This is a genomic window from Gracilibacillus timonensis (assembly GCF_900086715.1).
Taxonomy (GTDB): Bacteria; Bacillota; Bacilli; order Bacillales; family Amphibacillaceae; genus Gracilibacillus; species Gracilibacillus timonensis.
This window is the reverse complement of sequence record NZ_FLKH01000009.1, coordinates 153357-176519: the sequence shown is the minus strand read 5'-3', so window position 1 is coordinate 176519 and position 23163 is coordinate 153357. Positions and strand designations below refer to the sequence as shown.

At 40.3% G+C, this 23163-nt stretch carries 20 protein-coding genes and 1 pseudogene; 5 read left to right on the top strand and 16 right to left on the bottom strand.

Going from position 1 to position 23163, the window contains the following annotated elements; translation table 11 throughout:
- The first annotated feature begins 19 nt into the window (after positions 1 to 19).
- Complete coding sequence (locus BN6556_RS02990; RefSeq protein WP_066187004.1) at positions 20 to 238, top strand: spore germination protein; 219 nt, start codon at positions 20 to 22, stop codon at positions 236 to 238.
- 21 nt (positions 239 to 259) lie between these two features.
- Here the strand turns inward: BN6556_RS02990 and addA are convergent, their stop codons facing one another.
- The 3 genes and pseudogenes from addA to BN6556_RS02975 all read right to left on the bottom strand — a co-directional run bounded on the left by addA (position 260) and on the right by BN6556_RS02975 (position 9448).
- Positions 260 to 3964, bottom strand: a complete 3705-nt coding sequence (addA, locus tag BN6556_RS02985) for a helicase-exonuclease AddAB subunit AddA (RefSeq protein WP_066187001.1) — start codon at positions 3962 to 3964, stop codon at positions 260 to 262.
- Positions 3964 to 7434 (bottom strand): helicase-exonuclease AddAB subunit AddB, encoded by a 3471-nt coding sequence (addB, locus tag BN6556_RS02980; protein ID WP_066186998.1) that lies wholly within the window; start codon positions 7432 to 7434, stop codon positions 3964 to 3966. The genes addA and addB overlap by 1 nt, the downstream gene beginning before the upstream one ends.
- Positions 7435 to 8131: 697 nt before the next feature.
- Positions 8132 to 9448: pseudogene (locus BN6556_RS02975) on the bottom strand (IS1380 family transposase).
- Between the two features lie 165 nt (positions 9449 to 9613).
- On the opposite strand from BN6556_RS02975, the gene BN6556_RS02970 reads away from it, so the two are divergent.
- Complete coding sequence (locus BN6556_RS02970) at positions 9614 to 11113, top strand: BCCT family transporter (protein WP_066186996.1); 1500 nt, start codon at positions 9614 to 9616, stop codon at positions 11111 to 11113.
- A gap of 74 nt (positions 11114 to 11187) precedes the next feature.
- On the opposite strand, the gene BN6556_RS02965 is transcribed toward BN6556_RS02970, so the two are convergent.
- The 3 genes from BN6556_RS02965 to BN6556_RS02955 form a co-directional block, all read right to left on the bottom strand.
- The gene (locus BN6556_RS02965; RefSeq protein WP_066187399.1) at positions 11188 to 11730 is read right to left on the bottom strand and encodes a GNAT family N-acetyltransferase; all 543 of its coding nucleotides are present in this window, start codon (positions 11728 to 11730) and stop codon (positions 11188 to 11190) included.
- Positions 11731 to 11839: 109 nt separating this feature from the next.
- Positions 11840 to 12385 carry a signal peptidase I gene (lepB, locus tag BN6556_RS02960; protein ID WP_066186993.1) on the bottom strand — a complete coding sequence of 182 codons (546 nt, stop codon included), beginning with the start codon at positions 12383 to 12385 and terminating at the stop codon, positions 11840 to 11842.
- A 60-nt stretch (positions 12386 to 12445) separates the two neighbouring features.
- Positions 12446 to 13105 carry a TVP38/TMEM64 family protein gene (locus BN6556_RS02955; RefSeq protein WP_066186990.1) on the bottom strand — a complete coding sequence of 220 codons (660 nt, stop codon included), beginning with the start codon at positions 13103 to 13105 and terminating at the stop codon, positions 12446 to 12448.
- Positions 13106 to 13282: 177 nt separating this feature from the next.
- Here BN6556_RS02955 and BN6556_RS02950 point away from each other — a divergent pair, with 177 nt between their 5' ends.
- Positions 13283 to 13684, top strand: a complete 402-nt coding sequence (locus tag BN6556_RS02950; protein WP_066186988.1) for a hypothetical protein — start codon at positions 13283 to 13285, stop codon at positions 13682 to 13684.
- A gap of 177 nt (positions 13685 to 13861) precedes the next feature.
- Here BN6556_RS02950 and BN6556_RS02945 read toward each other — a convergent pair whose 3' ends face one another.
- Positions 13862 to 14392 carry a competence protein ComK gene (locus BN6556_RS02945; protein ID WP_066186985.1) on the bottom strand — a complete coding sequence of 177 codons (531 nt, stop codon included), beginning with the start codon at positions 14390 to 14392 and terminating at the stop codon, positions 13862 to 13864.
- Between the two features lie 191 nt (positions 14393 to 14583).
- On the opposite strand from BN6556_RS02945, the gene BN6556_RS02940 reads away from it, so the two are divergent.
- Positions 14584 to 15036, top strand: a complete 453-nt coding sequence (locus BN6556_RS02940) for a DUF3939 domain-containing protein (RefSeq protein ID WP_066186982.1) — start codon at positions 14584 to 14586, stop codon at positions 15034 to 15036.
- 255 nt (positions 15037 to 15291) lie between these two features.
- On the opposite strand, the gene hisA is transcribed toward BN6556_RS02940, so the two are convergent.
- From hisA to BN6556_RS02900, 8 genes are all read right to left on the bottom strand, one after another.
- Entirely contained in the window at positions 15292 to 16044 is a 753-nt protein-coding gene (hisA, locus tag BN6556_RS02935) for a phosphoribosylformimino-5-aminoimidazole carboxamide ribotide isomerase (protein WP_066187396.1), read from the bottom strand.
- A 108-nt stretch (positions 16045 to 16152) separates the two neighbouring features.
- Positions 16153 to 16911, bottom strand: coding sequence for an SDR family oxidoreductase (locus BN6556_RS02930; RefSeq protein ID WP_066186979.1), 759 nt, complete (start codon positions 16909 to 16911; stop codon positions 16153 to 16155).
- 90 nt (positions 16912 to 17001) lie between these two features.
- Positions 17002 to 18024 (bottom strand): NADH:flavin oxidoreductase/NADH oxidase, encoded by a 1023-nt coding sequence (locus BN6556_RS02925; RefSeq protein WP_078059904.1) that lies wholly within the window; start codon positions 18022 to 18024, stop codon positions 17002 to 17004.
- A gap of 80 nt (positions 18025 to 18104) precedes the next feature.
- Entirely contained in the window at positions 18105 to 18755 is a 651-nt protein-coding gene (locus tag BN6556_RS02920) for a phosphatase PAP2 family protein (RefSeq protein ID WP_078059903.1), read from the bottom strand.
- A 51-nt stretch (positions 18756 to 18806) separates the two neighbouring features.
- Complete coding sequence (locus BN6556_RS02915; RefSeq protein ID WP_066186975.1) at positions 18807 to 19496, bottom strand: response regulator transcription factor; 690 nt, start codon at positions 19494 to 19496, stop codon at positions 18807 to 18809.
- Positions 19474 to 20574: a sensor histidine kinase gene (locus tag BN6556_RS02910; RefSeq protein ID WP_066186973.1), complete on the bottom strand. Its 1101-nt coding sequence runs from the start codon at positions 20572 to 20574 to the stop codon at positions 19474 to 19476. The genes BN6556_RS02915 and BN6556_RS02910 overlap by 23 nt, the downstream gene beginning before the upstream one ends.
- Positions 20575 to 20630: 56 nt before the next feature.
- Positions 20631 to 20825 (bottom strand): DUF5957 family protein, encoded by a 195-nt coding sequence (locus BN6556_RS02905; RefSeq protein WP_066186970.1) that lies wholly within the window; start codon positions 20823 to 20825, stop codon positions 20631 to 20633.
- Positions 20826 to 20827: 2 nt separating this feature from the next.
- A complete protein-coding gene (locus tag BN6556_RS02900; RefSeq protein ID WP_066186968.1) occupies positions 20828 to 21211 on the bottom strand; it encodes a DUF6220 domain-containing protein in 384 nt (127 codons plus the stop codon).
- Between the two features lie 239 nt (positions 21212 to 21450).
- Here BN6556_RS02900 and BN6556_RS02895 point away from each other — a divergent pair, with 239 nt between their 5' ends.
- Entirely contained in the window at positions 21451 to 21945 is a 495-nt protein-coding gene (locus tag BN6556_RS02895) for a GbsR/MarR family transcriptional regulator (RefSeq protein ID WP_066186966.1), read from the top strand.
- A gap of 223 nt (positions 21946 to 22168) precedes the next feature.
- Here the strand turns inward: BN6556_RS02895 and BN6556_RS02890 are convergent, their stop codons facing one another.
- Entirely contained in the window at positions 22169 to 23140 is a 972-nt protein-coding gene (locus tag BN6556_RS02890; protein WP_066186963.1) for a hypothetical protein, read from the bottom strand.
- Between the last annotated feature and the right edge of the window lie 23 nt (positions 23141 to 23163).

The window sequence follows — 23163 nt, the reverse complement described above, 5'->3', positions numbered from 1 at the left end:
AAAAAAGGACGTGATCACCTTGCCATCCATCGTTGGACCCATCAAAATTAATGGTGTTGATGGAGGAATCATCAATTTTGGTGACAGCTTTTACCTGTCTCCTAAGAGTGCTTCTAAAGTAGCTACTGGAGCAGGTGCAAACAATACAGGCGATTTCTTAAACACCAACACAGGTTTTAATATTACCAATGCAATCGATCCCGATGCCGTTGATCAAGTTATTGGCGGAAATGCATAAGGAGAATCGTTCTCCTTATGCTCACACTTCTAGTAACAGGCTTTTATCAAAAAAGTATAAATATTTTTCCGTCACAGGCTTCTTCCATATCTCAGCTAGTGCCTTTGCATATAAATCAAGCTGCAGCTGATAACGTTGTTTCAATTTTTCTTCTAGCATCTCGCTTTGTGTATCTGTGATGTGATCCGTTTTATAGTCTAGTAATAATAATCCCGAATCGGTTTCTATCACACAATCGATCACACCTTGCAGAAAAATCCTTTCCTTGGTCTGTTCTTGCCAATTGGGATAGACTTCATCTGCCAGTAATGTCATACTAAACGGCACCTCACGCTCGACTTTATCTGCTCTTAACAGCAGCTTGCCCATATCGGTTGCGAAAAAATGCAGTATTGAAGAAGTATCGATCACCTCGGCCTCATCATTCGTGATCATTTCATCCGCTTCCAGGTGGGCAATATATTCCTCTAAACCAGATAATGTCCATTCCCGATCCAAAGGCAGGTGCTGCATGACCGTGTGCATAGCTGTACCAATCTCCGCCCTAGATAACTGCCGCTCTTTTTGCATAAAGCGCGGGCGTTTGCGGATAGGGGAACGGAAGGTATCGATAATTTGTTCGTCACTATAGCTATCTTTCATTTCATATTGACGTTTCATTTCCGTTACTGTTTGTTTGGCACGATAAAAAACCGCATCTTGAAACGGATAGGCAAATTCCAACTGCGAGGCTACCTTGTTAGCCATGCCCTCATCAGGTAGATCCAGCTTTTCCCACTGATTGATGGAATCATGTAAGGATTGGATTTGATCACGACCACTCTCCTCTATCCTATGATATTGGCTCTGATGCACCGGGGTAATCTTCCACTGAGAGGCATCTTGCATAATCTCTACAGGGACTTGTAATGACCTATCTGTATTCCTCAATGCAACAGCGTCTTGATGACGGAGCAGAGTTGCTCCGAACCAATCTAAATAGGTTAGCGACTCTAAACGATAATAGGACGGGAGCACCCAGTCTTGATGTGTAATGATATCTTCCCATTTTTTCCTTTTCTTCTCTAAAGAGGGAACCGTACCGACTAAGACAAGTTTCTCTTTCGCACGTGTTAATGCCACGTATAAGACGCGCATTTCTTCTGCCAGCATCTCACGCTGCATTTCCTTTTTAATACCATGAAATAGCAAGGTGGGATACATAATTCGTTTAACTGGATCGATATATTTGGTGGCAAAACCCAGTTCCTTATGCAGTAAATACTTGGCACGCAAATCCTGTTGGTTAAATTGTTTATTCATAGCACCAACAATGACGACCGGGAATTCCAACCCTTTACTTTTATGAATCGTCATAATCCGTACGACATCTTCTTGCTCGCCCAATGCTTTGGCTGCTCCTAAGTCATCCCCTTTCTCTTCCATACGCTCAATAAAGCGCAAGAACCGGAATAAACCTCGGAACGATGTAGCCTCATAACCTTTGGCACGATCAAATAAGGCACGTAAATTGGCCTGCCGCTGCCGTCCACCTGGCATTCCGCCGACAAAATCATAGTAGCCAGTTTCTTGATAGATTTGCCAAATCAAGGAGGATAAAGCCCCTTGTCTGGCTTCCAATCGCCATACTGCTAATTGATCGATAAATGTCTGGATTGTCTCATGATCGTTTATTTTGATAAATGTTTGCAAGGCCTCATAAAAGGAAACACCCTTCTTACTCAGTCTGATCTGAGCCAGTTCATCTTCGTTCAAGCCGACAATAGGTGACTTTAACACAGAAGTTAACGGAATATCCTGCCTCGGATTATCAATCACCTTTAACAGACTTATCATAACCTGGATTTCAATCGCCGCCAAATAACCCGTTGATAATTCGGCATATATTGGAATATGCTGTTTTTTAAACTCTTCCATAATGGCGGGCGCCCATGTCATCGAACGAAGTAAGATCACTATATCCCGGTACTCGACATGCCGCGCCATTCCGGTCTGTTTATCAATAATCTGCATAGGCTCACTTCCATCTGCGCCAATCCATTGTTTGATCTTTTCCACATATGCCCGTGCTTCTAGTTGCGCCTTCTCTAAATCGGCCTCTGTTTCCATATCTTCTGTGTCCTCATCGTTTTCCTGTGTTTCTTGATCAATCACAATTACTTCTGTTTCCGGCTCCTTCAACGGTATGTCTTCATACGATTTGTTGCCATAAATCAATTCAGCGGCTTGATCGTAGTCAATATCACCAACTTTTTCATCGAATAACTGTCTGAAAATGTAGTTAGCTGCTGTCAATATCTGTTCACGACTACGGAAGTTTTTGGCCAGATCGATTCTACGTCCCGTAGTGTCCCGTTCGGCAAAGCGGTTATATTTTTCAATAAAAAGACTTGGTTCTGCATGACGAAAACGATAGATGCTTTGTTTCACATCTCCTACCATAAACATATTACCGCCATTATCATGATCGGCAACTAGTGATAAGATCGTTTCCTGAACCAAGTTGGTATCCTGATATTCATCGACCATCACCTCTGTATATTTCTGTTTAAGGCTTTTGGCCACAGCAGACGGTTGTAATGTTTCTTTATTTTCCGAGAGAACATCTAAGGCAAAATGCTCTAAATCGGCAAAGTCTACCAATCCCTTTTCTCGTTTGGCTGCTTGATAAGCATCTTTAAACTGGTGAATTAATTCGGTCAAGGCATAAACCGTTGGATAGAGTTCTGCCATATCGCGCAGATGCCCCTGCAGACTTCTGGCAAACCAATCGGTTGCAATCCCATTCCAACGCTTCTTCACTTGATCACGCAATGTTTTCACTTGTTCTTTCTTTTCTTCTTCACAGTCCACTTTTTTACGCGAAAGTGCCTTAAATTTAGCCGTCGTAAAAATAGTTCCTACTTCTTGCCAAGACACAGCCAGTGCCCCTTTCGCTTGTTGAATCATTACGAGATCTTGGTCTAATGCCTCCGCATAATGATAAGGGCCATCTGCTTCTCGAGTTAGGTTTAATGCCTGCTGGGTTAATGTCTCCATCACCCCTAGTTGATCGGCAACTTCTTCTTTCAATAAGGAAAGCCAGGGAATCTCGTCTTCCTGCGTCTCTTCATTGACTTGATACACCTGTGACATCTGCTTAAGCCAGTGGTCAGGATTGGGATGCTGGATCGAGAACTCATACATTTTCAAAATAAGCGATTCTACTTCCAGATCATTACGATCATTACTAAATCGATCGACAACGGAGAAAAAGGCTGCCTGTTTCTGCTCGTCTTCTTCCCCATACCAGCCCTCAAATAATTCCTCCAACACATCTTGCCTGATTAAATCAGCTTCCATGTCATCGGCAATGCGAAAGCCTGGATCGATATCCAAGTGGTAAGCATATTGACGAACCAGATTCATACAGAAGGCATGCAAAGTTGAAATCGAGGCATTTTGCACCAATGCCAGCTGTTTTTTTAAATGATTCGATTGCGGATTATCTGAAAGCGACGTTTCAATAGCAGCACCGATACGGTTACGCATCTCTTGTGCCGCTGCATTCGTAAAGGTCACGACTAATAAAGTGTCGATATCGACTGGCTGTTGCTTATTTAATAATTTCTGAATAATCCGCTCCACTAGTACCGCGGTTTTACCTGAACCAGCCGCTGCTGCTACTAAAATGTCCTGACCAGATTGATAGATTGCTTCTTCCTGTTCCTTTGTCCATTGCGGCATTACATATCACCTCGTTTCATCGCTGCTATCGCTTCTTCATCCTTCATATTCTTCAGTTTACGATAATTATTTTCGATTAATGTTGGATCAAATTGACAGACGGAGCGAAAATCACAGTAATTACATGCCGTTAATTGATCTTGCTGAAATGGGTTTAAGTCGACCTTACCTTCTGTAATCTGTACACCTGCTCGTTCCATTAGCTGATAAATATAATCATGTAATTGACGGAATACTTCTTGCTCTGCTACTGCCGACCCCTTATAGAACGAACCATTCTTACTAAAACCGGCTGGAATGATATTACTTCTCCCCGAGTCCAAAGAAGTATCCATCTTCCGCACGATATCTTCTTGATCGACGAGTAATCCCTTCATCTTAAACTTTTTCATCAGCTCTTGCTCCAGTTTATCTTCCGGTAAGTAGTCATTAGCAGCCACCATCGGATTATGCACATGAAAATATAATACCCCTGCCGGTTGGGCGGGTTCACCTAACCAGTTTTCTGCATTTTGCAACACCACATCTAAATAGGAGAGCATTTGTAGGGCCAAGCCATAGTATACTTCCGTAAGAGTGAGACCTCTGGCACTGGATTTATAATCAATGATACGCAAATAGAGTTGATCCTGTTCCACTGCCCGATCCACACGATCGATTCTGCCTCGTAACAGCAATCGATGCTCATTAGGCAAATCAATCTGTAATGGCGCAAGTTGATCAGGATAACCGAAGCCTATCTCTAAACCAACGGGGGAAAAATGGGTTTTTCGTGCCTGTTCACTTAATACATAAGTAGCGCGGGCAATAACACTCTCCAATTTCCGTTGAATATATTGATATCGATTAGAACTATGCAAAATTTGGTGCTGTAAAACAGGGGACAGTGTACTGACAGCTCGATGGGCATAAGACTTTGCTTCTTGATCGTAAATATCGGCAAATTGTTTCCCTTCTTTTTGAATCCACTCGGTAATCTGTTTTAATGCTTCATGGAATAACTGCCCAATATCTGGCGCATCCAATTTATAAGTAGGACGTTCCTCCAGTCCTAAACTGTACTTAGCAAAATGCTGGTAAGAACAACGATGGTACATTTCTAACCTTGATACACTTGCCTTTATTTCCTCGGGATACATTGCTGCCACGGTATCCTTCTTCAAATCGCTTGGTCTATTCTCATAAAACAGACTTTGTAATACTCGTTGATCAAGCAACGGTTGTGGTGATCTTTCCATATACCAATTTAGTACATACTCCCAAATCGGATCAATCGGATAACCACGTAATTTGCGGGCTAACTGTGAAGTGAGCGCCCCTCTTGTTTTGACAGGTGTGGTCACAAAACGTTCTGCCTGGTTCATCTCCTCTGGATCTTGTAAGAAAAGACCGGGCATTTGCTCAGGAAACCATTCCTTCACACGTTTAATTAAAGGGGATGGCGCCTTTTGTTTCCCTTCTTCGTTACTAATAGGATAGCTGATCCATAAATAGTCAGCTGGCAGTGTGAAAGCCAGATAGACATAAAACCAATCATCCAGCAGCTGCCGTTGACTGCCCGCAGCCAATTGCATACCATTCATTTGTAAAATCGTACGTTCTTCTTCCGAAATCAAACCATCACCAGCGGGCTTCATCGGCCATGTTCCTTCGTTCACACCAAGTAAGAAGGCACACTTCACTCCGTGCATACGGGAACGATCAATCGAACCGACAACAACATGGTCCATACTTGGCGGTACATGAGAGAAACGTAATGCCTCCATACCAGATTCTAAGACCTTACGAAACATCGCTAAGTCCATCGATTCCTCGCCAGCAACTTCCGTCATCTCTTCTAACAATTGAATGATGGCATCCCATACCTGGTCCTGCTCTCGTCCTTTTTCTACTTTCCCTTGTTGATCATAAAGATCCCGGATAGCTTCGAGCCGTTCTGGGGCTTGATTGTTCTCCAGCCACTCAAAAAGCGCTACCGTCTTCTCTTGAATCGTCGGCAGGGTACGCAATTTTTTATCTATGTCAGCCAAGGCATATGCTACTTGATTGCGATAAGCATTGATACGTTCTTGTGTCAATCGTTCTTGATCTGTCTGGACGGGTTGGTCAAAGCCCCTAAATCGTTGAAAACGCCAATCGCGATCCGATAACCAGCTGGATCTCCCCCTCATACCGTATTCTAGTACATAATTTTCTAATTCATCGATGGCCACCTGATTCAAGCGATACTCCCCTTCACCCTCAGGAATAAAGCCAGCTTTCAACAGGCGAAACACTGCCTCATAGCGCCAGTTCCCTTCTACCACATCCAATAGGGAGCGAATCGTCTCGATTAATGGATGACTCAACATCGTTTTCTTCTCATCGACAAACACTGGTATATCATAGTCCTGAAACAATGTCGTTATCAAATCCTGATAAACTTCCGGCTCGCGAATTAAAATCGCAATATCCCGATAACGATAACCCTGTTCCCTGATTAATCGAATGATTTCTTGCGCTGTTCCTTCCACCTCAGCCCTTGGATGAACTGCCTCAGACAACCTCACGTTGGCTTTGCCATTCATGCTTGGTACAGGACGAGTGTCAAAATAATCGTTAATATGTTGAAAAGTAGGACGCACGTGCTCTGGTGGCTGCATTTGCTCACTCTCCACCTGCATACCGACCTGATCAGCCAGCTGTGTTAATTGGCTGTAGGTCTCATGTGTTAGATAAAATAAATCTAAAGGGGATGATTCTCTTTTTGCCGTATCCAACGTCAATGTCACGGTAACCTGATCTGCTTTTTTCAGCATTACATCTAATACTAACAATTCTTGCGGGGTAAACTGGTGAAAGCCATCTATGTAAATGGTTGCCCCCTCCAAAAAGGAAGATGTGTGTAATTTTTCAACTAGCTGCTGCATCTGATCCTCGCTATTCATATATTGCCCCTGTAATGCCTCCGTTAATTGCTGATAAATATAAAATAAGTCATCCAGTTTGTGTTGTAAGGCTTGTTCATTAACGGTCGGATGATGTGACGATGCCATATCCGCCATCTGTACAGCTAACATATCAGGTGTGACACAATAATGTTTAAATTCAGTAATCATCGTTTCTAGTTGTTCAATAAACCCTTGTTTTTCGATGGATTTCTGAAACATTTTCCAATCTTCTGTCCGTTCTTCAACGATCTTGCGAAGCAGCATTTGCACTCCCGTCGACGTGATATATTTCTTGGTTGCCCCTCCTGTCAGTTGCATCACACGCCAAGCCAACCGCGAAAAACTATAGACCTGCGCACGTATAGAACCATTAATATCCTCATCGCTTAGCAAGGCATATTCCTGCTGAAAGGTCATTTGATCGGGAACTAAATAAATAATAGGCGGACCCTTAGGATTCTCTTTTAGTTCCTCTCGTATTTCCGACAAGCATTGTTTACTTTTATTCACTGTCGCACTTCCTAATAAAAAACGCAGCAAGTATAACACCTACTTTCTCTGAACATATATCTATTGTATCAAACACTCGTTCCATATGGAAGTGAGAGTCTTTTATATAAGGTAAGAAAACAGATAATCTCCACTATAATAAGTTCAATCTAACACAGACAAACAGTTAAACTCCCACTTACAAATTCAATTCTAACTATAGAACTACTATAAGCAAAGGTTTTGCTATAAATAAACTATGTAGTGCGTTTTTGGCTCGTTTGTTTGTCAAAATAATAAAGTCTTATTATACGGTCGTTTTCTTAACATTATCAAACAGAAAATTCTTTTGGTTTACAAACCCTCCAAATTGCTTTAGTATATAACATCTGTGAAATTATGCAGCAACATTTCCATACATTATTCTTTTTTTACCAAATCTACGTAATGAAAGCTTGGTTAAAAGGGCACACTAAAAAGAAGTGATTGGGAACGTAAACAACTAATTGGAGGAACAAACAACTATGGAACGTTTAAAAAACAAAAACCTGAATTATTCATACCTGTAGATTAAAGTTTCAAATTAAAATTTGTAGTTCATGATTTTCTATTTTCAAGCGAAAAAAGCTAAAATATCGTAGGCAGTTGATGGTAAATGGTATTCATAAGAAAAAACAACCGTTTTTGGGCAGACTTCTCCTGTGATTATCTAAAGGTTTTTAAATTTCTAGATATTTCCTTTTGTCTTTCACTCCAACTGAAGCTGTTGAACGTTTCGTAGCACATTCCAGAAGAAAGAAGCATACACAAAACTCGAAGCCAGTTTGAAATAGAAAGAACGCCCTGATTTCACTAATTTACTGGCAACTTTAATCATACGTGTACGAATGGTCTGGATTTGCATCTGTTTTTGTCCTTCTGGAAAACAAAGCGTACGCAGCCAATTGGTTAAGTTATACGCTAGTAAGCTCAACATCATCCGAGCTTCATTCGCCTGAAAAGAATGACTGTTCATGCGATCCAGGCCGAAACCATTTTTCGCTTCTTTGATGTAGTTTTCCATCGTGCCTCTTCGCTGATAGGACTGCACAATCACTTGCGGAGAAAAGACATCTCCCAAGTTGGTCACAAAAAAGCTGTGTGTGAAAAACATTTCTCCTGCAGGACGAACGGATTGAATAATGATTTTTCGTGTTTTTTTCCATGATTTTGCCTGATAGTCGCTCTCTTCAACATAGCACTCGGACTCGCTCATATCTTTGGCGGCAGAAGCTGGATGCAGCTCATCTGCCAGTTGCTGCAGTTTGGCATTGGACTTTAAGCGAATCACATAAGAAACCGATTCTTTTTCGCATAAATCATACAGTTCCGGAACGGCAAAACCACTGTCTGCACGCAGAAATGGAGTGATCCATGGGAATTTTTCGTTGTAATGTTCGATAAGCGGACGAACGAAACCGACAACGCCATTGGATGTATACACATTTCCCGGACGCAATTCGGATTTGAGAAAATCACCTTCCACTCCCTCAAAGGCAACCATGGGATGAAAACCAATGGTACGGTAATGAGCATTGTAAGCAGCTTGTTCCTGTTTGCCATACGTATCGGCGTGCGTGGAATCTAAATCAAAAATAATCGCATTGGATTTCCGGTGTGTATGCATTTTATCCAGTAATACCTGATTGGCTTGAAGTAAAGAAGTAATGGACTGCGCGTCAAAACGATTTAAAAAACGAGACAAGCTTGGCTGGGAAGCAAGCGTATTTTTCCCCATGATTTGCGTAAATACCGGATCGTGTATCAGGGCATCCGCTGCATCATCTTCCGCATATCCAGCAATGACTTGATAGATTTTCTGACGCAGTAAATCTTCATTCGCATGCACATAGTAGCGCCTTTCGTCGATGAGTTATAAATATTCTGCCAAAGTTGCAGAAAAGCCGATTTTTTCATCGAATTCCCGAAACACCATTTCACCGGTATCAGAGGATAATTCGCCTCCATCATGAGATAGTTTTATTTTGCGATTGAAATCAAGCGTGATTTGCGGTAAAGTAGCCATTGTAAGAACCCTTTCTGTTGGTTATTTCTTCGCAGTTTAACCTTATCAGAAACGGGTTCTTTTTTCATTTATTTGATGCAGTTCATATCTTTCATAGTTACTTGTCAGGTATGGGTTTATAAGCTATTAAGATTTTTCTATGAATAATTCAGGAAAAAGACTTCACTGGATCTCCCATCATTATTAGTAAGCGGGGGTATCTTGTTGTTTTTTGTTATTGCAGCACTTATCAATGCAGACTTGGTAGCCAATACCGTCAATCAATTATTTGGCATATCGGTTACTTATTTTGGTATTCTATATCAATTGACACTATTAGGAACCTTTTTTATTGCCTTAGCGTTAGCCATAACCAAATACGGAAAAATTCGTTTAGGAAATCTGAACAAACCGGAAATGAGTACATTTAAGTGGATCTCTATTATTATGTGTACATTATTGGCTGGCGGTGGTATATTTTGGGCGGCAGCTGAACCTTTGAGTCATTTTCTTACGACACCTCCTAATTTTCCTGGGATAGAAAGTGGTACACCTGATGCAATAGTCCCGGCCTTAACGACAAGTTTTATTGATTGGGGCTTCCTAGCTTGGGCAATATTAGGAACTTTAGGTACCATCGTCTTAATGTATGCCCATTATCACAAAGGCATGCCCTTAAAACCCCGAGCATTTTTATATCCTTTTTTTGGCGAGAAAATCATGAGAAACAATGTGTTCGGCACCATTGTCGACGCCTTTTCTATTATTGCTGTTGCAGCAGGAACTATTGGTCCTATCGGCTTCTTGGGATTGCAGGCTGGTTATGGGATTAGCTCCCTAACCAATTTATCTAATACAACAAGCTTGCATATCACCATCATTGTGTTATTAGTGATTGGAGCGGCTATTTCTGCGGTAACTGGGATTCATAGAGGAATTCAATTCTTAAGCAGTTTTAATGTTATCTTAGCGATAGGGTTGATAATCGGTGTCTTGGCATTCGGACCAGGATTGTTCATCTTTAATAATTTCTTTGAATCATTTGGTCTTTACGTGAATGATTTCATATCGCTGAATACCTATCGAGGAGATGAGGCATGGCTTAGTCTATGGACAATATTCTTCTTTGCATGGTTCGTCGGTTATGGTCCGATGATGGCTATATTTGCCGCCAGGATATCTCGAGGGCGTACGATCAGAGAGCTTGTCTTAGCGGTCGCTATTATTGCGCCAGTTGTTACAACTTTTTGGTTTACAGTTGTAGGTGGGACAGGTATTTTCCAAGAACTACAATCTCCTGGCTCTATCTCTACGGCTTTAGATGAGGCTGGGCCACCTGCAGCAATGATGGCTATTACACAACAATTGCCGTTCGGAGAAATTTTTGGTTTCTTGTTCTTATTGGCAACCATTATTTTCGTCTTAACCACGACAGACTCAATGTCCTTAACGATTTCCATGGCCATCTCTGGTAATGGCCACCCACCACGTTGGCTAAGGGCCTTTTACGCGATTATTATGGGAGCGGTAGCCATCGTGTTGGTTTCTTTAGGTGAAGGAAGTATTAATGCATTGCAATCCTTCATCGTTGTAACGGCAGCACCAGTAGTCTTATTATTATTAACGACCTTCTGGACCGCACCAAAGGTATGTAAAGAGTTATACCAAGATCAAATAAAATCCTAGACAAAACACGGCTATTCCTTGATCAATCTTGGCATAGCCGTGTTTTATTGTGTTCAGTCGTTAGGGCACACCCCTCATTCTTTATTACTTGCTGTATATTCCATTAACCAGCAATCACGATAGTCTCCTTCATGCCATTCATGATCCGCTAACGTTTTCGTCTTCACAAAACCACATTTTTCATAGCAGCGTATCGCACGAATATTACTTTTATGTGGATCTACAACGACTCGCTGCGCCCCCAATTGCTCTACTAAATAAACAACCATCAACTCAACAAACTGTGCACCAATTCCTTGATTCCAGTAAGACGTCTCACCAATAAATTGATCCATACCATATATTCTCTTTTCCGATAAGCCATATGATGTTTTGGTTGAGGTATCTAAAAGATAGAATTGTATATATCCAATGGCTTGCTGGCGATATTCTATGATGCACCTTACTGTTGGAGAACCATTCAGGTAAAAGATCTTCCTTGTTTTTCTGTGATCAAATGATTGATCGCGTCCTTCATAATAAGCGAGTACATCTGGATCGGACAGCCATTTGGTCAATAGAGATTCATCCTGCAATGTTAATTTTCGGATTCCTATAGCATTTTTGTGGACGAGCACCTTGCTATCCCCTCCCCTGCCCAACGTGATCATTTATCGTGACCTTAAACGGTCCCCCTATTCAACTTTTTAGGCAACTATACAGCAACTAAATTAGTAAGCGCTTACTTCAATCAGCAAATTGAAAGCTTAATTCAGAAATTGGCCAGTAACGAATATTTACCTTACCTACCACTGTCTCTTGATCCACAAAGCCTATCTCTCTGGAATCACGACTGTTCATTCGATTATCCCCTAGGACGAACAACTTTCCTTCAGGTACTATTTTCTCTCCGGTAACCTCTAACAGGGTAAAATCCTCTGTTAATGTTTGATTAGGTTCACGATAAGGTTCAAGATAAGGCTCTTTTTTTTCTTTACCATTAATAAACAACTTGTCATCCTTATAAACAACTTGGTCGCCTGGTTTTCCGATCACCCTTTTTACATAATCTTCATCTTGCGTTGCATGAAAAATAATCACATCAAAATAATCAATCGCTCCCCAATCATACAATCTTTTATTGACCATGAGCAGATTACCATCATGCAAAGTAGGTTCCATTGATTTTCCATTCACTTCATAATTTGCTATCAAGTAAGGCTTGAGACATAATACCAAAATGATGGTGACCACCAGACTACGAACAATGATCGATACTCTTTTTTTCCACATAGCCTTTCCTCCAAAAGGAACATTTATTAATAAGTTCCCTGTTTGGCATTTTTTAATCCTTTATTTATTCTTTTTCTCTTCCGACCGCTTATGTAAATAAGTTTCAATATATTTCCCAGCGACCCAGAGTAGAGCTACTCCTATGGCTACAATGATCGTCTTGACAGGATTTTGCGCAAAAGAAGCCAAACTATCCCCCACAAATGAAATGGTAAACACCATCACGCCTTTGCCAAGTAAAACAGCAAGCACAAATTGATAGAAATTTATCCTGGATAAGGCAGCTACTACATTAATAATAGCTGATGGAGAAAAAGGAAAACATAGTAACAAAAACAGTGGACCAAAACCATGTCTAGTCAACCAATTGGTTACCTTGGATACCTGTTTATTTGACGTTAACCAGCGGAAGAATCGCAAATGTTGATAACGTCTAACTAGCATAAAAACCAAAATGGTACCTGAGCTTGTCCCCGCTAACGATAATAGAAAACCTTCTAATAAACCATAAGCCGCTGCATTGGTAATAACAAAAGCAATAATCGGCAAAAAAGGTAAGAAAGCTTCAATAAAAGGTAAGAAAAATCCTGGAAGGGGACCTAAGCTTTCATAGCTGCTTAATAAGATATCTACTAATTGACCATATTCATTGGCCTCAAATAAATCTTTTATCTCCGTAACATCAATGTTTTCAATATTGTTTATACTATATAGGATCATCCCGCCTCTAGCTCCTTTAAGAAGTTCAAAGTATGGCTTACCCTTATTCTAATATTTTTTGCTTCATTTGCCCAATCTTTCACATCTTTCTTTTATTTTCTTTCCCCTTTTTATTGCAATTTTATGTACATTATATTAAAATAGAACAAACGTTCCTTTATAGGAGGAGAATGACACATGAGATATTTGAACAAACATGAATGGAACCTAGCGTCACGTTTTCTCTTTTTATCCATGACCTTAACAGTAATTAGACATGATTTAGGGAAATTAGAGCAAAACTCTCCCTTCAAAATAACCGAACCATATACACAACTATTACAAGAGATGGAGCAGCAAGCAATAAAGGAAAGGGAGGAGCTGATTAAAGAAATGAATAAAGAAGAGCTGGAGGTGCAAGCCCTCCCTCATTCCCATGACATGTCCTTCACTTCCTATTTATTTATCTGCAAAGGGAGAGAAGAGAAACGTAATTATTTCAATCCAGCTATTCGAAGGAAAGTGTCCTTTATATTTGAAGAACTGTTAGCACATGCCCTGACAGCTAAAACCAACCAAGAAGAGAAGATGAAACTTTAATAACTTAAAGTGCGTGCTCAAGCAGTCCAGTTTCCCATGTGACAAGTTTGATTATTTTTCTATGTTAGGCAAGTGCCGTGAAGTACTTTACACAAGCATTTGCCTAACACTTTCTATACTTCAAGCCAATGTCGGGGCAATTTCACAGTTTAGAATACCCGCCATTGCTTTTAGTAACTATCTTTTTCGATGTAAGGGTGGTTCTGAGACAAATTGAGAATGTTCTAAAACATGTTCGATATTGTTGCTTAATAAGTAGCGGTATTGTGCTGTTCGGTAGACCTGATTGATGATGCTTGCATAGGAGACATTCAGCAGTATATCACGACCGTTTTTAAATACAACTCTGGTGAAATGTGTATCTTCTCTTTCCACTTCCAGCACATGAGAGTGGGCAATCCAGGTGCAAGATTTTCTCAGCGGGGATTCTACCGGAAAAAAATACATACCACTTATGCGATCAATCGCAATAGGCGGTTTATGGGTGATACCGCTCAGCATACGTGTTCCATCCAACAAACCTTGCAAACTAATTCCAAAACCCTTGCACGTGTAATTCATTACCTGATGTGTACTCCATGTGGTTTCATAATCATCCTTTTCGTCCTGTTCAACAATCCTTGTAAAAAATCCATCATCATCCTGAAACCCAACAATCGCCAATGTATTCGGATTAATCTCTGGTATTGTTTCCTTACTTATTTTCATCTAATTCCTCCTTTAAATTTTTCTACTTAAAGATAGCAATTAAAGGGCATTTTGGAAATAAAATAAGCTAAATTACCCGATATTCAGCTTAAATTCGACCAACTTGATCAATGTTTGGTATAATTCTTGTAAAAAGAGGCACTCAGTACGACTTTTTGAAGAAATTTGCCCAAATAAAGGAGGAGACGTTGATGTGGTTTAAGAAGCAACCAAAAGAAGATACAAAATACCCACAACGAGACATTTCTATAAAGGAATTGCAACAGGCCATCCAGCAATTTGAACAAGATTTACCGTCTCATATTCCACTAAGGGTGCTCATTAATGAGGATAGATCACTTGATTATTCCCTACTCACCCCATTTTTGAAGGCGATTCCAAATCAACCCTATTACATGTCGAAGGAAACGTACGAGTTATTTCCAGAGGAGGAAAAACATCTAGCAGTAGCACTAGATCAAGTTCAACGTGCAGTAGACCAATATATTTTACAAACGAATACCTTACCGGTGATTGATTATGATCCCTACCGAAAGGTGAATTTCTTCAAGTTAGAGCAGCTTGATCTCATTGATCAACGCCCTGATATTGATTTTTACATTACTGACTTAGAAAATTTAATTACTATGGAGAAACCGGAGTAATGCTTTAAGTTTGTAACAAACTTTTCAGCAATGATAAATAAATAGAATGATAAAAACTATCTTATTCTTTATCACTTATACGGATCCTTTCTGTAATATAGTCAGACTTGCTATGCCACGTATATCACCATTTCACCTCACCATTGCAGCAAAGAATGTTTTCTTTATTTACCAAAAAACTAGTGTACTTTCCTGAAAAAATGGGTAAGTACACTAGTTGATCTTTCTTATAGAAGTTACTCTTCATTCAACATGTTATTGACAATAGTCAACTACTTCCTGATAGGACAAATCTCCACCAAAAATATCGAGGGCACTGCCAATCGTAACATGTAGCTTACCTTGCGTAAGCCGTTCGAACAGTTGTAAATCAGCCAACGAGCTTACCCCACCTGCATAAGTTGTCGGAATCGAAACAGAAGCAGTTAATGCTTCGACTAGTTCTTCCGCAATTCCAGCACGTTTTCCTTCTACATCTGCAGCATGAATCAGAAATTCATCACAATATTTTTCTAACTTCTTAATCGTTGTTGGATTAATTGCAATATTGCTGAATTTGGTCCATTTATCGGTGACCACATACCACTGTCCATCCTTTTGTTTACAGCTTAAATCGATGACTAATCTTTCTTTGCCAATTGTCTCCACTAATTTGTTTAAACGTTCGATTTTTAATTCACCATCTTGAAAAATATAGGACGTAACGATCACATGAGAAGCGCCAGCCTTCAGAAAGGTCTGTGCATTGTCTGCATTGATACCACCGCCTACCTGCAACCCTCCTGGATAAGCCGCTAATGCTTTGATCGCCGCTTCTTTATTGCCTTCCCCAAGCATAATGACATGACCGCCTTTAAGTTGATCTTGTTTAAACATCTCTGCGTAATAGCGACTGTCATATGTCGAAACATAGTTTTCTATTACTTGGTGATCAGCTTGGTTTAACGTTGCTCCCACAATCTGTTTTACCTGTCCTTGATGTAAGTCAATACATGGTCTAAATTGCACACCTTCACTTCCTTTTCCATTGTTTAATGCTTGTTTACCACAGGGTAACTGGAGTTTGATTGGTGGCACTAATAAGTATGAGAAAACTTCACTGAATGAAGTTTTCCTTTATTTTCCCATAAATCCACCGTTTGCCTCGATAACTTGTCCGGTTAACCAATCCGCTTCTTCTTTGATCAATAAAGAAAGAATATTCGCTGCATCAATTGGTTGCCCAATTCGTCCTGCTGGAAATAGCGGCAATAATTGTTGCTGCAGCGATGCAGTAATCCAGCCTGTATCCGTTGGCCCAGGATCTAGCGCATTAACGGTAATTCCAAGTGGAGCTAAATTAACAGCTAAAGGTGGTGTAATGGCTTTTAACATTCCCTTTGTGGCAATATAAGCCAAGTTATTTGGATCTGGTCCGCCAGACACCATGAAAATAATTCTTCCATGGTTTCCACCTGGAAATGCTTGTTCGAAATTCTTTGCAAATAACGTACTCAATAAGATTGTCGACTTATTATTTACTTGATAATGCCTATCCAACAGTTCCCCTGATAAATTGTGCAGATTGGCAGGGGCTTCAAAAGTAGCATTATTAATTAAGATACTTGGGTCCCCTAATGTACGCCTTACCTCCTCGATGATTTGGTTAGGTGCGTTAGATTCAGTCAAATCCACTTCCAAATCCGCTACACGCCTGCCATAGTTCTTCAATTCCTTTGTTAATTGTTGAGGGTAATTCTTTTCCTCTGCGTATATATCGGCTGAAGTCAAATGAGTAAAAAAGATATCGAGCCCTTCCGCGGCTAATTTATGACAAATAACAGCGCCGATACCATTTGGTCGGCTAACACCAGTTATCATGGCAATTTGTTTCATTTATCCCTCGCCTCGCTTTCCCTTCACCTATTGTAATGTAAAGCCTAGAAAAAGAAAAGATGTCACCAATCATGATGACATCTTTTACAGCTAAGCAAAGCCACGGGCATATTGCTTTGGAATTTCGATTTCTTGCTGGAGCTTTCGGGCAGCATGTATCGCCCAATACGGATCACGCAGTAGACCGCGGCCAATCGCAACCAAGTCGGCATCGGCATTACCGATAACCGCATTAGCCAAAGCTGAATCGTCTAACGAACCAACCGCAATGGTAGGAACGTCTAACGCATCACGCATCGCCCGAGCAAAAGGTAGCATATAGCCTTGATGTGTACCTGGGTGGCGAGTAGGTGAAATCGCTCCCTCGCCTCCAGCACTAATATGAAACATATCTACACCGGCCTCTTGATAAGCTATCGCCTTTTCCACGCCATCTTCCAAAGTATAACCTTCCTCTACAAATTCGGTCGCAGAAATTCTCATGAGAAGTGGCATACCCTCAGGCATTTCTTCTTTGACGGCTTGAATAACCTCCGAACCAAAACGCGTATATTCCTGATACTCATCTGTACGCTTATTCGTATAAGGAGAATGGAACTGATGAATCAAATAACCATGCGCCCCATGTAATTCAATTGCGTCAAAACCTGCTTCGACTGCACGACGAGCCGATTGTCTGAATTTCTCTACCATATCCTTTACTTCTGTGGTAGTAAGCGCCCTAGGCTGTTTGGATGTTTCATTATATGCAATCGCAGAAGGCGCAACAGGGTGTTCTGTATCCTCTGCTTTTCTTCCGGCATGGGCAATCTGAATGGCTATTTTACTACCTTGCTGATGTGCGGCATCGGTTATCCGGCGATAAGCAGGAATCTGATCATCTGACCATAGACCGAGACATTGATTAGAGATACGTCCATCTGGTTCCACATTCGTCATTTCGACAATGACCAGACCGGTTCCACCGACTGCACGTGATACATAATGGGTATAGTGCCAATCATTTGGTGTACCATCCTGTTTCTCTACAGAATATTGACACATGGGTGCCATCACGACACGGTTTTTCAAGTTTAAATCTTTTATTTGAAATGGTTGAAATAGTTCTGACAAGTTGTTTCCTCCTTGCTTACTTTTTGTTCGTTACTTTTACAAGTATAGCAAGATTCCACGAGAAATTCACTTGTAACAACTTAACCAATCGATTTCTTCCGGGCAAGAAAATGCTCCAGCACAGCGATACAAATAAATACCCAAACCGTACTTAAGGCGATACCCGCCATAATATCCGTAACGTAATGCACCTGCAAAACCACTCTGCTGCAGGCAATAACTAAAGCAAGCAACAAGAACGAAACAACAGCTAGCCACTTCACCCTCTGATTGGAAATATATTTCCACGCAATAAAACTTAGCATCCCATATAACGCCAGCGAACCTGCCGAATGACCACTAGGAAAGCTATAACCGGTCCCATCAAACTGTGCCAATATTTCTGGACGCTCTCGTTCAAATATTCTTTTGAAACCCTTGACCCAAAGGCTGATACCGAGCATATTTATACATAAAAACACGCTATACCAATTACTAAGCTTGCTAAACAGTAATAGTACAGTCACGACGACTGTGACCACCGTCAAAAACCAGACAGACCCTGCATGTGTAATCCATGACATCAATGAATAGAGAAGGTCACCACTGATATTATCGGCTTTTTCAAAAAAGTAATGGTCTAGTCTAAACTCAGCCCCCTGCATAATCCCCGTTGCTAATCCGAAAAAGAAGATCAAGGCAACAAGTGCGATCATACCTAAGTATTTTATTTTGTTTGGAAGCTCCTTCACAACATGCACCTCCCTCCCTATTATTACCCGGTAATCATATTAACAAAAACGCTATTCTTTGCGGAAGCGGTAACCTACACCCCAAACCGTTTCGATAAACGAAGGATGAGAAGGATCTTTTTCAATCTTTTCTCTAATTTTACGAATATGTACCGTAACGGTTGTATTATCACCAATCGCATCCCATCCCCAAATTTGTTCAAATAGCTGATCTTTGGTGAATACTTGATTGGGATGGGTTAATAAAAAAACGAGCAAATCATATTCCTTTGCTGTCATGATTAATTCTTGCTCTCCTAAGTAGACCCGTCGTGCTTGAGTATCAATTAACATATTCCCTGTTTCAAGCAGATCCTTCTTGGATCCTTGTTGTGTTAAACGCTGATATCTAGCTAAATGCGCCTTTACCCTCGCCACCAATTCATTTGGGTTGAATGGTTTCACAATATAATCATCAGCGCCTCGATCAAATCCCTTTATCTTATCAATATCCTCTTTACGTGCCGTTACCATAAGAATGGGTATATCCAGGGTTGCACGCAGCTTCTGACATATTTCAAAACCATTGACCTCTGGCAGCATTAGGTCCAGTAAAATTAGGTCATACTCTTCCTGCCTAGCAAGACGTAATCCTTCCTGACCAGTAAGAGCAATCCTTGTCTCAAGCCCTGCCACCTCCAAATAGTCCGCTTGTAGTTCGGCAATACTTTGTTCATCTTCAATGATCAATACTTGTTTCATGTTGTTCACCTGCTTTAATAGAGAAATAAATGGTTGTCCCAAGATTCATTTCACTCTTGGCATAAACTTCACCGCCATGAGCCTCTACAATTTTTTTTACAATAGCCAACCCGAGACCACTTCCACCCGTCTCCGAATTGCGGGAATAATCACTGCGATAAAAGGGGTCAAATATACCAGGAAGTGCCCCCTCCGCTATACCTATTCCATTATCAGTAATCGCTATTTTGATCTCGTCCTGCACCTGTTCTACAAAAATAGCTATATGAAGCGGAAGAGCGCCTTTGTACTTCCAACCATTATGCAGAATGTTGCTTACCACACGATAAAGCTGTTCCCGATCACCAGATACCAAATCTGTTATCCTCCCTGTTTGATAATCAAATATAATTTCTGGATATTGGAAGCTCCATTCCTCGATAATATCACGAAGAAAATGATCAATGTCGATAGAAGAATACTGGAGGGAGACCTGCTCCACATCTAACTTAGAAAATAAAAACAATTCATCAATCATTCGTTCTAACTCATTTGTCTTCTGACTAATTGTTTTCATATATCGATTCAGTTTCTCTGGCGTATTCGCCACACCATCTGATACCCCTTGTACATACCCCTTAATCGAAGTAACCGGTGTCCGTAAATCATGAGAAATACTTGAGATTAACTCCCGACGATTTTGCTCATACATCGCTTCCTTTTCCTGTGCGTCCTTGAGACTCTTCCGCATTGCCTCAAAACTTGTCGCCAAATCGCCTAACTCGCCTTTATAGTTTGTATCGACTGCCTGATTTAAATTTCCTGCCTTGATTTGATTAGCTGCCTCCCCTAACTGTTGAACCGGTCCAATAATCGTACGTGATACCAGATAAGTTAACCCGGCATTAGTCAGAATAATCACCAGTAACATCAAGAGGAAACGATAATTGACAAAGGCACGCAATGAGTTTTCTTCCATCTCTTGATTCGGAAAGACAAAAAACATCATCCCTAGGACTATTTCTATCAGAAAAAAACAAAGAATAGGAACTATTATCATACCCAAATTAGAAAGCAATAACTTCTTCTTAATCGTCATTTCTATCACCCACTTAGAATTCCATTATAGTGGAAATAGAACGGATAAGCCAATCGTTATCCGTTCTTCCTTCTGCTATCTACTATAGGAACAAGCACGGCACAAATCACTGCCATATAATATGGTAAAAACTTGATTCCAAGTGGCACACCGAATACTGTCATACCTATAATTCCAATCAAACTAGATAAAGCGATGCCTACGATAAACCCACCAACTATACCTATAATAATTGCTAACATTGTTCTCATGACTATATCCTCCTTCCATAAGAATAAATTTGCTGTACCATCAACAGCGTTGTGCCGATAAACAGTAACACACCAACTATCGGGTGCAGTGCTGCAAACCAAGGCATTTTCCCTGCTATATTTGCCGTGAAATACATTAAGAAAATCAACACCATGAAACCAAGCACTTGTAAGTATACTCGCTTCTTCATTTTGCCCAACCAAGCAAACACAAGTAAAATAAGTGGCAGGTTAAAGCCAAATAGGTGAATCAACATTGTGTGATTCCTCCACTGCGCTGGGTCAGCAAACACCGCTAGACCAGCCAGTATGAATTGGGCAAATACCACCATTAAAAATAAACCCAGTAAAATGATAAAGGTCATTTCCGCTATTTTTATTCTCACTTTCATTCTCCTTTCTTCGCTAATTTTTAGTCTAATGGTTAAATCTGAACAATTTCTTAGCAAACTATTAAATTTTTCTTAAATAATGGCGGCCTTCTCTTTTTTAAAATTGAATATATACACACTCTCTGCAATTTGTTACGTTTATAAAGTTTTAACATATATTTCACTTTAAAATTATTTTCATGTAGTATAAAATAAAGGGAACGATAGAGTAAGAAAGGAGGCTGTCATAAACCATGGCATACAACGAAGAGGATCACAGCTTAGAAAGATTCAACAATCAGGTTATTTCTGAGTTTTCTAAAACTTTGGAAATGTTCTCGCTAAATAAAACAGAAGCACAATTATTTGTCACTCTTTTCTTAAACGGGGAACCTATGACCTTGGATGAAATGAAAGATAACTTAGGAAAAAGCAAGACAGCAATGAGTTATGCTATCCGTCGACTACAAGAATTTAATTTAGTCGAAAGAGTATGGCAAAAAGGGATGCGTAAAGACCTTTATCAAGCTCGAAAGGATTTATATAGAAAATTTATGAAAACCTATGTTAATCGCTGGTTAGATTCTTTAAATAAACAAATTAATAACTTAGCCGATATACAAGCGGATTTAGATATTGAATCAGGTGAGCATAAGCAATTGATGGAACAAAAGATTCAAGAAGCCATCTCATTTCATCAGTCTTTAGAGGGTGTATTCTCAAAAATCAAACAAAATGACATTCTATAAGAGGTTGTTCGTAAAGTCTAATCAGATAAACCGGGCACCCTCCACGCCCGGCTCTTTATTATTTAATCTAAGTAGATACTGACTACGGAGCTCGTTCCAAGTTAACCTCTTTACAAAAATCCTATTACTCAGAATGATATGCTTTTCTACCATATAAAAAAGTCACTTTTCTTTTACACACAGAAAAGTGACCTTTTAGATTCTCTATCTATTCTCTTGATCTTTACATACTTTCCTCGACAGAGCCTTCTTGTCTATCGACAACATACCAACCAAGCGTAGCGGTATGACTGTCGTTCTCATTCTCTACCACTTCAAAAACATGTACTACATAGGTGTCATCCTCCTCATCGGTGTGATCCACTACAACATGTAGTTCACTGTCATCGGGAATATTCAAGTACTCTTTCACAAGATTTTGAGCATTTTCTTCAGATATAGTGCTACCATCCTCGATTTGTGCACTATCGTCCTCCGTCACATGTTCTTGTTCATTCTGATTGGTTGATTCATCATTATCTTGATCAGAACGGTCTGTTTGCTCTTCATCATCTGTCACTGTTTCATCCGTTGCAGGCTCATCCGAGTGGTTTGCCTCATATGAATTAGAATCCTCACTATCAGAACCCTCAGCACTTTGGTTGCTATTATCTTCATGTTGCTCCACAGTTGTTGATTCATCCTCTACATCTTGCTGGTAAAAATCACTGATCCGCCATTTATCCTCTTCCCAGCTGATCACATAGGTAACCTGAATCAAGTCATTAGAAGACGCCGTTTGTTCCTGTGTTAATGCATATTCTTCCTCTGTGATTTGCTCCAAGCTATACTCCAATTCCTCATCTAGCCAGACTGGTTGTTTCAATGGATCCGTAGACACGATATCGTCTTCTTTCTGAAAAAAATCGGATATAACGGTATCGGCATATTTTTCTGTTAAGACAGTTAGCAATTCCTCTTTTATGGTCTCTGTGGAAGAATAGTTTGTCAGTTGCCCATCTTCTTCGGCATCGGATATGACATCACGATACATCATTTGATACTCTGTTAGTACCCCAGATGCTTCTTCCTCTGTTAATTCTGGTGTTTCTGCTTCCTTTACTGGTTGATTTACCCCTGCTTTGTTATCATCTTTTGAACAAGCTATTAACACAGCAGAAAGTAATAGCACCCATACCGCTATTTTCGATTTCATCCTTCTCCCCCTCAAGCTTTTCT

Coding starts and splice junctions, on each gene's coding strand:
- addA (WP_066187001.1), bottom strand. CDS start 3,964: ATGCCGCAATGGACAAAGGAACAGGAAGAAGCAATCTATCAATCTGGT.
- lepB (WP_066186993.1), bottom strand. CDS start 12,385: ATGTGGAAAAAAAGAGTATCGATCATTGTTCGTAGTCTGGTGGTCACC.
- BN6556_RS02955 (WP_066186990.1), bottom strand. CDS start 13,105: ATGATCCTATATAGTATAAACAATATTGAAAACATTGATGTTACGGAG.
- BN6556_RS02950 (WP_066186988.1), top strand. CDS start 13,283: ATGAGATATTTGAACAAACATGAATGGAACCTAGCGTCACGTTTTCTC.
- BN6556_RS02945 (WP_066186985.1), bottom strand. CDS start 14,392: ATGAAAATAAGTAAGGAAACAATACCAGAGATTAATCCGAATACATTG.
- BN6556_RS02940 (WP_066186982.1), top strand. CDS start 14,584: ATGTGGTTTAAGAAGCAACCAAAAGAAGATACAAAATACCCACAACGA.
- BN6556_RS02930 (WP_066186979.1), bottom strand. CDS start 16,911: ATGAAACAAATTGCCATGATAACTGGTGTTAGCCGACCAAATGGTATC.
- BN6556_RS02915 (WP_066186975.1), bottom strand. CDS start 19,496: ATGAAACAAGTATTGATCATTGAAGATGAACAAAGTATTGCCGAACTA.
- BN6556_RS02910 (WP_066186973.1), bottom strand. CDS start 20,574: ATGACGATTAAGAAGAAGTTATTGCTTTCTAATTTGGGTATGATAATA.
- BN6556_RS02905 (WP_066186970.1), bottom strand. CDS start 20,825: ATGAGAACAATGTTAGCAATTATTATAGGTATAGTTGGTGGGTTTATC.
- BN6556_RS02895 (WP_066186966.1), top strand. CDS start 21,451: ATGGCATACAACGAAGAGGATCACAGCTTAGAAAGATTCAACAATCAG.
- BN6556_RS02890 (WP_066186963.1), bottom strand. CDS start 23,140: ATGAAATCGAAAATAGCGGTATGGGTGCTATTACTTTCTGCTGTGTTA.